This is a genomic window from Streptomyces sp. NPDC058653, from assembly GCF_042716895.1.
Classification (GTDB): domain Bacteria; phylum Actinomycetota; class Actinomycetes; order Streptomycetales; family Streptomycetaceae; genus Streptomyces.
The window spans coordinates 183,442-197,351 of the sequence record NZ_JBHXRM010000004.1 but is presented as its reverse complement, the minus strand read 5'-3'; the positions used below and the strand labels follow the sequence as shown (position 1 = coordinate 197,351).

Below are 13,910 nucleotides of genomic sequence, written 5' to 3'. Positions count from 1 at the left end.
CGCCTTCATGCGTTCCGCCAGCCCGGCGTTCGGCCCGGCCTCCCGCGTGCCGGAGTTCAGGGTGTGCGCTGTCCGCGTCGAGTGGGCGGGATGACGGGGAGCAGCAGGTACGAGTCGTGCTCGCCGCCCGTGTGGACCGTGGTCCGGCCGTCGTACGTCCCCGCCACCCGGTCGCGGTCGTCGTTGTGGAGGAACGGTCCGCACCCGGTGAGGTCGTTCTTCAGGTTGGACAGCCGGGCGCTGGGGCCGGGGTAGACGTAGTCCTTGCCGCGTACCTGGAGCCCGATCCGGTAGCCGGCCGGGATGACGAGGCAGGTCGGCAGGATCTCGATGTCGAGTGCGTACACCTCGCCCGGCTCCAGCGGTTCGGCCCGGTCGTGGCGGTGGTACGGCCGGTGGGCGGTGGTCAGTTCGGGGTCGAGCCGGCGGTGCGAGGCCCGCAGCCAGCCCTGGGCGACGGGGGTGTGCGGGTCCAGTGCCCCCTGGAAGACGACTTCCTCGCCCTCCGGCGAGTAGACCCGTACGACGAGGAACAGGTCGGCGTCGGTGGTGCTGCTGGAGACGTACAGCCTGGCCGCCAGCGGGCCGGTGATCTCGGTCTCCTCGGTGAGCGGCGGGGTGCTGAACTCCACGCCGTCGCCGAGTGCGGTGAACTCCGCCGTTGCCCCGGCGGTCGGCATCTCCGCGGCGAGGGACGAACCGGCCGCGTCCAGATGGAGTTTCGTCCACCGCGTGGACGGCAGCGGCCAGGCGTCCTCGCCGCGCTCGGTGAAGGTCGCGTCGACGTGCCGGATCTGGAGCTGGACCGGTGATCGGTCCTCCCAGCCGTTGGGCTCGTCCTTCAGATAGCGGTCGAAGAACCTCTTCTGGAGGTCGACGCCGTAGTCGGTGTAGAAGAGCGGCCAGTGCGCGTGTCCGTGCATCTCCAGCCACTTGGCGCCGGACGCGGCCCGTACGAAGCCCTCCACGTTGCCCCGCAGATGCAGGCCCTGTCCGCCCCAGTTGCCGCAGCTGAGGACGGGTACGTCGATGGCGTCCCAGTCGGCCGACCGGTCGCGGTGGTACGCGTCGAAGAACGGGTGCGCGGCGATGTCCGCGCCCAGGTCGGTGCGGTTCTTGGCCAGTTCGGCCGGGTCGAGGATGTCGTCGCCGCAGATGAGCTGCCCCGTGTTCGGGTTGCGCCCGCCGCTCTCGCCGACGCCGTACTGGACGGTCTTGACCTGCATGTCGTACCAGTGGTCCCAGAAGGTGGAGCGGATGCCTCCTTGGTAGGAGCCGTCGCGGTAGAAGTCCGACGCGCCCTCCCAGGGACAGATGGCGGCCAGGTGCGGGGGCCGCAGGGAGGCGACCTGCCACTGGTTCATCGCGTAGTAGGAGATGCCGTTGAGCCCGACGCGGCCGTTGCTCCAGTCGCGGGTGCCCGCCCATTCGACGCAGTCGTGGAAGTCGCGGGTCTCGCGCGGCGAGAACGGGTCGACACGGCCCGGTGAGCGGCCGGTCCCCCGCGAGTCGACGCGCACGCACGCGTAGCCGTCCGGCACCCACTTCTCCGGGTCGACGACTTCCCAGTTCTGGTACGTGTTCGAGGTGCCGGTCACGGTGTCGGGATGGTCCCGTGCCATGGCCTCCCACGCGCTGGGGTAACCGCGCTCGAAGGGCAGCCCCTTGGCGTAGGGGCCGTAGGTCATGATCACCGGCACCGGTCCGTCGGTCACCGGGCGGAACACGTCTGCCCGCAGGACGATCCCGTCGTCCATCTCGACGGGCACGTCCCACTCGACCCGCATGCCGTGGACGATCTCGGTCCGCAGCGGCCGTGCGTCGTCGCCGTGGTCGGGCATTTCTCGCTCCTTGCGCCTGTGTATGTGGCTGTGGCTGTGGCTGTGTGGGCTGTGGGCTGTGTGGGCTGTGTCCGCGTCTGTGTGGTCCGGGGTCTTCCGGCCGCTCGGGCGTCAGCGGTTGACGTGCAGATGCCAGGGCGCGAGGCGGCGCAGCGCCGCCTCGGTCCCGGTGCGCGCGGCGATGCCGAGCAGGGCCAGCACGAGGACGGCGACGAACGCCGCGTCCTGGTCGAACGAACGGGCGTTGGTGAGGATGAACGTGCCCAGGCCCGGCAGGCTGGCCAGGAACTCCACCGCCACCGCGCCGACCAGGGCCCGTCCGACGGCGACCTGGACGCCCGCGACGACGAAGGGGAGCGTGGCGGGCAGCGTCACGTCGATCACCACCCGGGGGCGTGACAGCCCGAGCATCTGGGCGAGTTCGGAGAGCTGGAGGGGGATGTTCCGGGCGCCGTCGCCGGTGCTGACCACGCACGGCAGGAACGCCGAGAGGGCGATGACGGCCAACCGCGTGTCGCTGGAGTAGCCCAGCCAGATCGTCGCCATCGGGACGATCGCGAGCATCGGCATGGCGTACAGACCGCTGACGTACGGCGAGGTGAGGTGGCGCAGCCACGGCACCCGTCCGACGGCGAGGCCGAGTGCGGTGCCCGCGACGCAGCCGATGAGCAGGCCGAGCAGTACTCCGCCGAGGGTCTCGCCCAGCGCCGTACCGAAGTCCGACGAGGTGAGGGTCGGCCAGGCGGTGCCGGCGACACCGGAGGGGGTGGGCAGGTAGTCGGGCAGCCACAGCCGTACGGAGAGTTCCCAGACGGCCAGGACGAGGGCGGCGACGGTCAGCTTCCCGAGGACGTCGGCGCGGCGTCCGACGGGGCGGTCCCCGCGGTCGGCGCGCCGGGGCCTCGTCCGGGTCCGGGCGGGCTCGGGGGCGGGTGTCCGGGTGGTCGCGTCGGTCATCGTCTCCGGGGTCATGACTTCGCCTCCCGCCACCGTGCGAAGTAGCCCTCCACGGCCCGGCCGCAGCCCATCAGGGCGACGGCGAGGACCGACACCAGCAGGGTCAGCCCGAGCACGGTGGCCGAGTCGAACCGGGTGCTCGCGGCGAGCAACAGCCCGCCCACGCCGCTGGCGTTGAGGAAGAACTCGGCGGCGAGGGTGCCGACGAAGGCCATCGCGATGCCCTGGCGTACGCCGGTCATGGCGTACGGCACGGTGTGCGGCAGCAGGACGTCCTTCCAGATCCGCCACTCGCTGCTGCGGAACGTGCGGGCGACTTCGAGCAGCGTGGCCGGCACCCGGTGTGCTCCTTCCGCGGTGTTGACGGCGATGGGGAACACCGCTGTCAGGAAGACCACCAGCGTCTTGGCGGGCAGTCCGAAGCCGAACGCCGAGAGGATCAGCGGGGCCAGGGCCACGATCGGGACGGACTGGAGGGCGAACAGCAGCCAGTCGGTGCTGCTGCGCAGCAGCCGGGCCCGGGAGAGCAGCAGGCCGAAGCCGACTCCGCCGACGATCGCGAGGGCGAGTCCCACGACGAGCAGCCGGCCCGAGGAGAGCAGCGCGCTCGGGAGCGTGCCGTCCTCGGTGAGGGTGGCCAGTGCCGACAGGGAGCGCCCAGGGGTGGCGAAGAGCACCGGGTCGCGCCGGCCGGCCCACTGCCAGAGGCCGAGGCCGACGAGCAGACCGGCGGCGGAGATCGCGAGCGGGACCAGCCGGCGCCTGACACCGGCGGTCAGTTGACGCGGGCGGCTCGGGCCCTGCGGGGGCACGGCCCCGAGCGGCGGCTCGGACGTGGCCGGTGGCACGGAGCCGGCCGCCGGGCGGGTGGCCGGGGGCGTACCCATCACTTGCCCGTCGCGTCGGCGAACACGGACGGGTCGACCATGTCGTCGTAACTCGGCGCCTTCTGCTTGGGGACGTTGCCCGCGGCGACGGCGCCTTCGATGGTGTGCTCGACGGCCGCGCGGTCCAGGCCGTCACCGGTCTTGGGCCAGACTCCGAGCGAGAGGAACTTCGGCAGCGCCGCCTCGGTGACGCTCGAAGGCTCCTTGGTGAGACCGGCGGCCACGCCCGCGACCTCCTTGAGGTTGGCCGGGTCGTTCATGTACGCGACGGACTCGCGTACCGCGGCGACCAGATCGACCCACTGCTCGCGGGCCGCGCCCTCCAGCGCGCTCTTGGGCGCGACGAGCACCGTGTAGTGCTCCAGCGGGTCGACGCCGGCCAGCGTCATGATCTCCTTGGCCTCCGTGCCGGGCTTGATCTTCTCCTGGACGGTGGCGAGTTCGTCCGGGTGCAGTACGGCGACCTTGACCTGCCCGGCCACCAGCGCGTCGACGGTCGGCGGGCCGCCCACGTTGATGGTGCTGACGTCCTTGGGGCCGAGTCCGCAGCTCTTGAGCATGCCGGCCAGGGCGAGGGCCTTCGGGGCGCCGACCGCGTCCACGGCGACCGTCTTGCCCTTGACCGCCTCACAGGTGTTGATGCCCGGGTCGGTGCTGGCCAGCAGATAGGTCGGCTTGGGGAAGCCCATCACGGAGACGACCGAGCCGCCGGTGGCCCGCAGGGCGACGGCGCCCGGGGTGCCGATGATGCCGCCCTGGATCTCGCCGCTCTGCACCGCGCGGCCGACGTCGGCGCCGGTGGTGAGCGGGCGCAGGGTCACATCGAGACCGCGGTCCTTGAAGAAGCCCTGCTTCTCGCCCACGTACATCACGGTGTTGAGGAAGATGGGCGGTATGCCGGGCACGCCGATGGTCATCTTGCCGCCGCCGCCCGGGGCGGAACCCGCCGCCGTGTCGGAGGCGCCGTCACCGCAGCCGGCGAGAACGCCGACGAGGGCGAGGACGGTGGCCGCACCGGCCAGGGCGGACCTGCGCCGCGGAACGTTCATGGGAATTGCTCCTTCTTCTTCCGCGCGACGGTGCACGGCTGGGCTGAGGGTGGGTGTGGCGGTGCGTGGGGTGGGTGCGTCGGCGGGGCGCGCGGGCCGTGTGCCGGGCGGGGCGGTGGGCGGGTGGTCGGTCAGCGGCCGGATTCGGCGTTCATGACGAGCGACCAGACGCGTTCGCGGATCGCCAGGAACTCCGGTGTCGCCAGTACGGAACGGTCCCGGTCCTGCGGGAGCGGTACGTCGATCAGCTCGGCGACCCCGCTGGGCCGGCCGTTGAGTACGGCGATCCGGTTGCCGAAGAGAACGGCCTCGTCGATCGAGTGGGTGACGAACAGCATCGTCACGGGGTGGTCCTGCCAGATGCGCAGGAGTTCGAACTGGAGCACCTCGCGGGTCTGCGCGTCCAGCGCGCCGAAGGGCTCGTCCATGAGGAGCAGCCGGGGGCGCACGGCAAGTGCCCGGGCCAGGCCCGTGCGTTGCTGCATACCGCCGGACAGCTGGTGCGGATACGACTTCTCGAAGCCGGAGAGCCCGACGAGGGTGATCAGTTCCCGCGCCCGGTCGAGGGCCTCCTTCTTGCCCGTCCCCCGCACGCGCAGCGCGTAGGCGACGTTCGACTCGACCGTCTTCCAGGGGAAGAGGCCGAAGTGCTGGAAGACCATGGCCACGCCGTCCGGGGTGCCGTCCACCGCGCGGCCGTCGATACGGACCGCGCCCTCGGCGGGCGGGATGAGGCCGGCCACCGCGCGGAGCAGGGTGGTCTTGCCGCAGCCGGACGGGCCGACGATGGAGAGCACCTCGCCGGCGCCGATGGTCAGGTTGATGTCCTTGGAGACCGTGCGCTCACCGAATCGCATGGTCAGCCCGTCCAGCAGCACCGTGGCGCCGGAGCCGGCACCGGCGCCAACGGCGGCCCGGGTGTCGTTTCCGTCGTCGGCCGGTACGGCTCGGCCTACCGATTTGATCGTGGTCATAGACGGGATTCTGGGTCTAAGATGCCTGACACGCAATAGCTATACTTCAGAAACTGGAAAATGCATCATCTTGGTGTGAGGTGCCTATGACCACGAGGGCGACCCCTCTTCTCCTGCTGCACACCTGGGGCGGCTCCGCCGCGACCTGGGGGCCCGCGCTGGACCATCTCGGCGCGGGCGGGCGGCACTTGGAGGCGCTCGACCTGCCCGGTCACGGGGCACGCGCCGCCGAGCCGTTCACCGTGGACGGGGCGGTGGGCGTGGCCCTGGCCGCCTACGACGGAACCGGAGCCGTCGACGTCGTCGGGTCCGGGCTCGGCGCACTCGTCGCGCTCGCCCTGGCCGAGCGGCATCCGGAGCGGGTGCGTTCGCTGACGCTGGTCGGATTCCCCCCGGCCGACGGCGCCGAGGCGGCCCGCAGGCCGGCGGACACCCGGGCCGCCCTGGAGCGTGACGGGGTCGCCGACTTCGCCCGCGCCTACGTCGACAGCACGCTCCTGTCCGCCGACCCCGGCCACCGGGACCTGCTGCGCCACGCGATGGCGGGCACCCGGCCGGAGGTGCTGCTGGACTCCCTGCGCGCCACGCTCGGCTGGCGCGCCCATACCTCGGCGACCCCGCTCGCGCTCCCCTGCCGGGTGCTGCGCGGGGCGCGCGACCACCGGGTTGCCGCCGGCGCGGCCGACGCGCTCGCCGGACGGCTCGGCGGTACCGCCGCCGTGGTGCCCGGCGCCGGGCACGTCGCCTATCTGGACGAGCCGGCGGCCTTCGCCGCCGCGCTCGCCACCTTCCACGACGGGATCGGCACGGCGCCCCCGGACTGAGACACCTCCTCAACTGCCCGTGCCGGACGGTTCGTTCCGTTCGATGGGACACTCGTCAGGCCCGCCGACCGCACCCCGCACGCTCCCCACCGCTCGCCGAGCGCCACGACAGAAGGACCACGACATGCCGCCGCAGTCCCGACGAACCAAGACCGCCACGACTGACGGCGTCGTACCCAAGCGCGTCGCCAAGACAGTGCCGAAGCCGGCGAAGGCACCGACCAAACGGGACCGCATCGCGACCGAGCTGCGGCGGATGATCAGCGAGGGTGAGCTGCCCCGGGGCAGCCGTATCCAGCAGGACGTGCTCGCGGCGATGTTCGACACCAGCATCACCCCGGTCCGCGAGGCGCTGCGGCTGCTGGAGGCCGAGGGTGTGCTGGTCGGCGAGCCGCACAAGGGCGTACGGGTCGCGGACGCCGACTACGAGCAGGTCAAGACCGTCTACCTGCTGCGGCGTCTCGTGGAGCCGTACGCGATGCAGCGGGCCGCCCGGCGGCTCTCCCCGCTGGACATCGACCTCGCCGAGCGGCTGGTGACGGACATGGAGCAGGCGGCCGAGGAGGGGGACAGGGCGCGGCTGAACGCGTCCAACTACCAGTTCCACTTCCTCTTCTACGCCAAGTGCGGCAACGAGGGGCTGGCCGCGGAGATCGACCAGCTCTGGCAGAAGTTCCCCTGGGACGTGCTCCAGGTTCTCCACGACCGGGCCGACGAGACCTCCAACGAGCACCGTTCCATGCTGGCCGCCGCCCGCCTCGGCGACGGGGACGCGCTGGCGAAGGCCACGGAGTGGCACCTCTCGCGCAGTTTCCTGGCGCTGGGCAAGCACTTGACGGGCCGTCCGGTGGCCGACCCGTTCGACGTCGACAACGACTGAGCGGCGCCGCGCCGGACGCCGGACGGGCGGCTCCCCGGTCCCCAGCGCGCGCCAGGGACCGGGGAGGCCGAAGGGCCGCCGCGCCTCAGCCGGCCGGCTCCCGTTGCGTCATGTCCGCCTCGGTCAGGCCCAGTTCGGCCAGTACCTCCGCGGTGTGCTCCCCGAGCCCCGGCACCCGCCGGCCGCCCGGCGGTTCCGGTGTGCGGTGCAGCGGTGAGGTGACCACGCGGACCGCCCGCCCGTCAGGCAGCGTCGCCTCGGACCAGCGTCCGGCGGCCTCGGCCTGCGGATGGGCCAGTACGTCGGCGATCTGGTTCAGCCGCGCGTGCGGTACGTCCGCCGCTTCGAGCCGGGCGGTGACCTCGGCGGTGGACAGGGTGATCAGCCGGGCCTGCACCGCCCGTTCGGTACGTTCACGGTGCCGTACCCGGGCGGTGTTGGAGCCGAAGTCCGGGTCGGCCAGCAGCGCCGGGTCGGCCAGCACGGTGCGGCAGAGCCGCTGCCACTGTCCCTCGTTCTGCACCGCGATCAGCACGTCCTGGCCGTCGGCCGTCGTGTAGGGGCCGTACGGCGCGATGCTGGCGTGCCGCAGTCCGGCCGGCGGGGGCGCCGACCCCGAGTGCAGCTCGGCCAGGAGCAGCGGACTCATCCACTCCAGCAGTACGTCGAACAGGGCGACGTCGATCCGCTGCCCCAGGCCGGTCCGTTCGCGCGCGTACAGGGCGGAGGTGACGGCGCCGAGCGCGTACGACCCGCCGGCCAGGTCGGCCAGGGAGACGCCGGGCTTGGCCGGGGTCTCGGGCGTGCCCGTGGCGGAGATCGTGCCGGCCTCGCCCTGGACGAGCGCGTCGTACGCCTTGCGGCCGGCGTAGGGGCCAGCGGGCCCGTATCCGGACAGATAGCAGCGGACCAGGCGCGGGTTGAGCTCCGCCAGCGCCTCGTCGGTGATGATCCGATCCAGCGCGCCGGGTGCCAGATTGCAGACCAGCACATCGGCGCCGGCGAGCAGTTGGCGCAGCGCGAGCCGTCCCGGGTCGGTCTTCAGGTCCAGTACGACGCTGCGCTTGCCCCGGTTGAGCCAGACGAAGTGGCTGGACAGACCGTGCACGCTCTCGTCGTAACCGCGGGCGAAGTCGCCGCCGCCGGGCCGCTCGATCTTGACGACCTCGGCTCCGAGGTCGGCCAGATGGCGGGTGCACAGGGGGGCGGCCACGGCCTGCTCGACCGCGATCACCCGGATGCCCCGCAGGTCGCCGGCCATCAGCGGCCGAAGCGCAGCACGGTGCCGACCGCGGGCTGCACATAGTTGGCGGTCATGTCGGTGGACAGCCGCGTATGGGTGCTCAGTCCGCTGCAGTGCATCGGCATCACGGTCGCGACCTCCAGCTCGCGAAGGGCGGCGGCGGTCAGGGCGACGTTCTCCGCCGGGGTGGTGGGAAAGCCCAGGTGGAAGCCGCCCATCACGGCGCGGACGGGCTTGGGCCCGCACACGGCGCGTGCCTGCTCGATCGTGTTGACGACACCGGCGTGCGCGCAGCCGGTGAGGACGACCAGCCCGGCGCCGCGTACGTCGATCACCAGGCCCATCTCGTCCATGACCTCGTCTCGGCGCAGCTTGCCCTCCGCCGAGACCTGGTAGAGGCCGGGGTCGCCGGGCTTGAACGCCGGTGCGGCGCCCGCCTCGAAGGCGACCTTCCGGGGGATCACACCGGTGGTGTGCACACCGCAGCCGAGATCGAGGGAGTCCTGGGTCAGTACGGGTACGCCGCCGGACCTCTCCACCTCGCCGAACCGGAACGCCGCGTTGTAGACGGAGGAGGTGCGGCCGTCTCCCATGACCGCGTAGCGCGGCAGTTCCGCGTCGGCGTGGGTGGCGACCGGGATACGGCGCCCGGCGAGGTCGAGAAAGCGGTGGATTCCACCGAAATGGTCGGGGTGGCCATGGCTGATCACGACATGGTCGACGGAGGCGGGGTCGACGCCGAGCACCCGCATGTTGTGTTCGAGGACGGTGCCGGTGAGGCCGACGTCGAACAGGACACGCACGCTGTGCCGGCCCCGTACGGCCTCGACCAGGAAGCTGATGCCGTTCTCCGCCTGGGGCGGGACGCGCTTGGGATCGAAATGCTCGATGAGTCCGTACCGGGAGACGCAGTGGTCGTCCACTCCCCCGCCGTCACCCCCGGTGGGGCTGGCCTGGTCGGGCAGCAGCATGTCCACCTGGTTCTCGACCAGCACGGTAATCGTCACGCTGTCGGCTTCGAACACGCCGCGGTCCTCCCGTAGTTACGAGTCCGGGTCCCACGTCCGGGCGCATGCCCACTTCCGCACACGGCACTCGGACTTGAAGTATGGTGAGTCGCAAGCTACATCATCGTCATGGAAAATGCATCATCTGATTCATGATGTGTAAGGAGTCTCCGTGCCCGGTCAGCCGCCCCGCTCCCATCTGTATGTACCCGCCGACCAGCCCCGCTTTCTGCGTGCCGCGCCGCGCTCCGGGGCGGACGCGCTGATCCTCGATCTGGAGGACGCCGTGGCGCCGGCGCGGAAGGACGAGGCACGCTCCGCCGCCGTCACCTTCGCCCGGGAGCGCGCCGCCGAAGCCGGCGAGGCGCCCGAGCTGTGGGTACGGATCAACGAGGGCGCCCGCGGCCGGGACGACGCCCGCGCGCTACTGGCAGACGGACACGTCGACGGGCTGTGGGTGCCGAAGGCGACCGCCGGGGCGGACCTCGACGAGTTGCTGGCACTGGTCGCGGACACGACGGTCGCGCTGGGGCTGCTGATCGAGAGCGCCACCGGGCTGCTCTCCCTCGGTGACACAGCGGGCCGCCCCGGCGTACGGCACCTCCAGTTGGGCGAGGTCGACCTACGGGCGGATCTGCGGATGACACCGGATTCCGGCGCCGGGGACGACCTGCTCGACTGGGCACGCGGGCTGACGGTCGCGCACACGGCCGCGCGCGGTCTCGTCTCGGCGGTGGCGCCCGTCTCGGTGCACACCTCGGACCCCGAGGCGTTCCGCGCGTCGAGTCTGCGGCTGCGCGGTCTCGGTTTCCAGGGGCGCGCCTGTATCCACCCGGTCCAGGTCGCCGTCGCCAACGAGGTGTTCGGCGTCGCCCCGGACGAACTGGCCGACGCACACGCCCTGTTGGACCTCTTCGAGCGGCGCGTCGGCGCGGGCGACGGTGTATTCCGCGACAGCGGTGGCGCGATGGTCGACGCGGCGACGGTCCGCCGCGCACGCGAACTCACCGGCCGGGCGGATGGGGCGGGCGGGGCCGGGGCGGGCGGGGCCCGGGCTGACGGGGTCTAGAGCGGCACATCGACGCTCTCGGTGGGTCGACGGAGTACGTTCCCCAGGATCACTGCCTGGTTGGACGTGTTCAGCAACTCGGGACCGGTCGGCGTGTAGGTCCTGCCGGGGGTGGGCGTGGTCCGGCGGGGGTGGGCGTGGTCAGCGCGTCGACCGCGACCGTGACTTCGGCGATGGCGCGTTGATCGATCACCCCTTGGGCGCCCTTCCGGGTGAGGTTGGCGACCGGCTGCTCATGCGTCGGGAGCCGGCCGACGGCCAGTCCCAGACCGCCAACATCCGGTTCGCCGTCCGCCGTGAACACCTCACCCGGACGCATCCGGTGGTCGGTTCCTCACGGCTCGCCCCACAGGCGAACCATGCTGCTGGTCTCGTTGCTCACGCTCGTCTCGGCCACACTCGCACCCTGACCAGCGACATGATCAACCGGACAAGTCCTAGATCCATTGCGGTGCCGACGCCCGGTACGGGATACTCACCATCCCCCACAGTCGCCCTCCCCCACGCCTTCCATGTCCCTTTCCGGAGGACATGACCTTCCGTCGTGGGGAGAAGGCGTCCCGTGGACGCCCGTCCCCTCGATCGCCACCGAGAGGACCCCATGCTTCGGTATCTCCCCATGATCGTGGGCGCGGTCGTCATCTACTACTGGTTCAAGACTCGTCGCTACGACTCCGTGATCGCCTCCGGCAATCCCAGACAGTCCGCGCGCTCCATCAGACTGGGTCTACTTCCCGTAGCCCAGCTGGACAAAGAGTTGGCCGGACCCCCCGAGCCCGAACTGCAAGCCGCCCTCATGGCGGCCCGGTCCGGTGACTGGCGGCCGGCCGCCGAGCTTTTCGCGGACACCGGGACGGACTGGGAACGCCGTTCGATGTACGCGGAGAGACTCAGCGACATCGGGGCGGACGAGAGCTGGCTCCTCGCCTGGGAGAAGGCCCGCCAGGACGACCCGGATGCGGCGGTCGTACGGGCTCGCGCCACGGTGGCACTGGCGTGGCGGATGCGGGGTGCCCAGAGCGCGTCGCGCACCAGCCGCGAACAGGCCGACGGCTTCCACCGGACTCTGCACCGCTCACGCCAGGACATCGCGCGGGCCGCCGCGCTGAACCCCCACGACCCAACTCCGTACATCACCGAGATCTGGACGGCGCTCGGGCTCGGCTACCCGCACGCGGACATGGATCGTCTGTGGGCAGAGGTCACGGCCCGCGCCCCACACCACTTCGAGGCCCACTTCAGCGCCCTCCAGTACTGGTGCGCGAAGTGGCGGGGGTCCGACGAACTGGCCCACGCGTTCGCGGCACGCGCGGCGGCGAACGCACCGCTGGGGAGTCTGATGTCGGCCTTTCCGCTCATCGCGTGGTTCGAAGCCCACCTCGACACCACGGTGAAGGCGTCGGCCTATCGGAGCACCGAGTTGACGTCGCTCGTCGACGCCGCCCTCGCCGACGCGGCAGCCGCCCCGGCCGACCACCCACGCCTCGCGGAACTGCGCCATCTGCTCGCCTACTTCCTGTTCCGGCAGGGGCGGTACGACGCGGCACTGGAGCAGTTCCGGCTGGTGGACGGTTATGTGAACGCACTGCCGTGGACCTACCACGGCGAGCAGTTCTACGGCGCGATCCGCGAAACCACGGTCCGCAAAGCCCGCCCCGCCAGCATCTGAGAACCGACAGGGCCGAATTCCTCCTGACCCCAAAAATCGAAAGGGTACGCCGACGCCCCCGCCGCGCCGAGGGATTGGCCGACTAGCACGCCGCAAGCCGTAATCTTCCGCTTTCGCCGATGGCGCGTCTGGAGTGTCGTCGGCACTCCTGGAGCCCCAAGCGCGGAGGTTTCTCGCTGCTTTGCGCATCCGCGTCATCAAGTCGGGCGCGCTGCGCGGCCCCGCCGGGGTGATCGTGGATCCAGGCCGGTCCTCCGAGGCCGAGTCGGGTGCGGGCCCGGGGGACGACGGGGGGTGATGCGTCATCAGGAACTCCTCGGCCACGCCCGGCCGACGGCCCCACGAGAAGACTCGTGGTGCCGTCGACGTCCCGCTCGACCGCCCGCATTTCCCTGCCGACTTTCCTCTCGTAAACACTAGGAGCGAGATAGAGAAGACCCTCTGCGGCCTGGAAAAATGGTCTGACGAAACACGTAAACTCTGAGGCCGATCTCAAGGCCGCATCGTACGCACCCCTGCCAGCCAAGATGCACCCGCAACGCGAATACAGGAAGTGGTCGCTTGTTTGCGGCAGCTCCAAGCCAACCGCCAACACCACTGGGATCTCCGCCAGCTCCCGCCTGTCAATCCCATAAAGAGCCCCACGCAGTTCTTCGGAGAACTTGACCAAATCGGTCGCATCCAGCCCATCAAGTCGCCCGGAGACCCGATCGAGAGCTGACCGCACATCGTCTCCCGACTGAGCGGGATTCGACCCGATGATGCCCCAGAAGTCGGTCACATGATCCACCCTCACCAGAGCTCCAATTTCTGGACCCCTCTTTGTTGCAGCTTCTTCTTGCCGGGCGAAGTGATTGTTGCCCAGCCGAACCCTTGGCGCTTCAACTCCTCCACGCGGAGGTACTCAGCGATGAAAACGTCGCCCCCTGTGCCACATACGTGTGTGCACTTGACGTCATCGAGGATCTTCAACCGCCCACTGTCAAGTTGATCCCCGAGCCTGGTCTTGAAGTTCAACGTCTTGCCGACGTAATCCGCAGCTCGCCGAAGCCAGAACCCTGAAGCGGTCTCCTCGTTCTGACCATGAGGGCGCCTCATTCTGGACTTATACCAGTAGAAAACAATGAGGGTTGTCCATTGCCTCGGCGTCTCCGGCTTCCACCGCAGCAGGAAGCCATCGGCCGGCCGAGTCTTGCTTCTGGTCGGGCCCGTGAAAAAGGTATTTGCCGAACATCCGCATCGCGGTTGGATCGCCCGCTTCAGCGGCCAGCTCAAGGTTCGAATCCATGACGCCCGACATCCTTGGCGCCCTTGAACCCAGCCTCCTGACGTACCGATTGGGCGACGACAGCCCCAGGACATGCCGGGCCGAGAGGGTCGAGCGGGCCCATGCGACAGGACCCGGGGGTGTGGGTTGGCGGGGCGGCCGCCACCACAACGGGCGCGGCATACCCCCCAAATTTTTACTTAGGCGCCGGTGTGGTGAAAAAAGCCCCGAGGGGGTTTTGGG

14 protein-coding genes are annotated in these 13,910 nt (G+C 70.6%); 4 read left to right on the top strand and 10 right to left on the bottom strand.

From position 1 onward, the window contains the following. Positions 1-56 precede the first annotated feature (56 nt). The 5 genes from ACFWU9_RS05650 to ACFWU9_RS05630 all read right to left on the bottom strand — a co-directional run bounded on the left by ACFWU9_RS05650 (position 57) and on the right by ACFWU9_RS05630 (position 5,708). Complete coding sequence (locus ACFWU9_RS05650) at positions 57-1,841, bottom strand: CocE/NonD family hydrolase (protein WP_384315088.1); 1,785 nt, start codon at positions 1,839-1,841, stop codon at positions 57-59. Between the two features lie 111 nt (positions 1,842-1,952). After that, a complete protein-coding gene (locus tag ACFWU9_RS05645; RefSeq protein ID WP_384315087.1) occupies positions 1,953-2,813 on the bottom strand; it encodes an ABC transporter permease in 861 nt (286 codons plus the stop codon). Beyond that, the gene (locus ACFWU9_RS05640; protein WP_384315086.1) at positions 2,810-3,685 is read right to left on the bottom strand and encodes an ABC transporter permease; all 876 of its coding nucleotides are present in this window, start codon (positions 3,683-3,685) and stop codon (positions 2,810-2,812) included. Before ACFWU9_RS05640 ends, ACFWU9_RS05645 begins: the two co-directional genes overlap by 4 nt. Further along, positions 3,685-4,734: an ABC transporter substrate-binding protein gene (locus ACFWU9_RS05635; protein ID WP_384315085.1), complete on the bottom strand. Its 1,050-nt coding sequence runs from the start codon at positions 4,732-4,734 to the stop codon at positions 3,685-3,687. Before ACFWU9_RS05635 ends, ACFWU9_RS05640 begins: the two co-directional genes overlap by 1 nt. A gap of 131 nt (positions 4,735-4,865) precedes the next feature. Beyond that, the gene (locus ACFWU9_RS05630; protein WP_384315084.1) at positions 4,866-5,708 is read right to left on the bottom strand and encodes an ABC transporter ATP-binding protein; all 843 of its coding nucleotides are present in this window, start codon (positions 5,706-5,708) and stop codon (positions 4,866-4,868) included. Positions 5,709-5,794: 86 nt separating this feature from the next. Here ACFWU9_RS05630 and ACFWU9_RS05625 point away from each other — a divergent pair, with 86 nt between their 5' ends. Both ACFWU9_RS05625 and ACFWU9_RS05620 read left to right on the top strand, forming a co-directional pair. Next, the gene (locus ACFWU9_RS05625; protein WP_384315083.1) at positions 5,795-6,532 is read left to right on the top strand and encodes an alpha/beta fold hydrolase; all 738 of its coding nucleotides are present in this window, start codon (positions 5,795-5,797) and stop codon (positions 6,530-6,532) included. 124 nt (positions 6,533-6,656) lie between these two features. Beyond that, positions 6,657-7,412 carry a GntR family transcriptional regulator gene (locus ACFWU9_RS05620; RefSeq protein ID WP_384315082.1) on the top strand — a complete coding sequence of 252 codons (756 nt, stop codon included), beginning with the start codon at positions 6,657-6,659 and terminating at the stop codon, positions 7,410-7,412. Positions 7,413-7,497: 85 nt separating this feature from the next. Here the strand turns inward: ACFWU9_RS05620 and ACFWU9_RS05615 are convergent, their stop codons facing one another. Then, positions 7,498-8,673: a CaiB/BaiF CoA transferase family protein gene (locus ACFWU9_RS05615; protein WP_384315081.1), complete on the bottom strand. Its 1,176-nt coding sequence runs from the start codon at positions 8,671-8,673 to the stop codon at positions 7,498-7,500. Continuing rightward, positions 8,673-9,680 (bottom strand): MBL fold metallo-hydrolase, encoded by a 1,008-nt coding sequence (locus ACFWU9_RS05610; protein WP_384315080.1) that lies wholly within the window; start codon positions 9,678-9,680, stop codon positions 8,673-8,675. The genes ACFWU9_RS05615 and ACFWU9_RS05610 overlap by 1 nt, the downstream gene beginning before the upstream one ends. A gap of 154 nt (positions 9,681-9,834) precedes the next feature. Here ACFWU9_RS05610 and ACFWU9_RS05605 point away from each other — a divergent pair, with 154 nt between their 5' ends. Continuing rightward, positions 9,835-10,731 carry an HpcH/HpaI aldolase/citrate lyase family protein gene (locus ACFWU9_RS05605; RefSeq protein WP_384315079.1) on the top strand — a complete coding sequence of 299 codons (897 nt, stop codon included), beginning with the start codon at positions 9,835-9,837 and terminating at the stop codon, positions 10,729-10,731. 601 nt (positions 10,732-11,332) lie between these two features. Next, on the top strand, positions 11,333-12,400 hold the full coding sequence (locus ACFWU9_RS05600) for a hypothetical protein (protein ID WP_384315078.1): 1,068 nt from the start codon (positions 11,333-11,335) through the stop codon (positions 12,398-12,400). 82 nt (positions 12,401-12,482) lie between these two features. Here the strand turns inward: ACFWU9_RS05600 and ACFWU9_RS05595 are convergent, their stop codons facing one another. From ACFWU9_RS05595 to ACFWU9_RS05585, 3 genes are read right to left on the bottom strand one after another with little or no spacing between them, the layout of a single operon-like run. Then, positions 12,483-13,181: a DUF4240 domain-containing protein gene (locus ACFWU9_RS05595; protein ID WP_384315077.1), complete on the bottom strand. Its 699-nt coding sequence runs from the start codon at positions 13,179-13,181 to the stop codon at positions 12,483-12,485. 11 nt (positions 13,182-13,192) lie between these two features. After that, positions 13,193-13,498 (bottom strand): hypothetical protein, encoded by a 306-nt coding sequence (locus ACFWU9_RS05590; protein ID WP_384315076.1) that lies wholly within the window; start codon positions 13,496-13,498, stop codon positions 13,193-13,195. A 7-nt stretch (positions 13,499-13,505) separates the two neighbouring features. Next, positions 13,506-13,688 (bottom strand): hypothetical protein, encoded by a 183-nt coding sequence (locus tag ACFWU9_RS05585; protein ID WP_384315075.1) that lies wholly within the window; start codon positions 13,686-13,688, stop codon positions 13,506-13,508. Between the last annotated feature and the right edge of the window lie 222 nt (positions 13,689-13,910).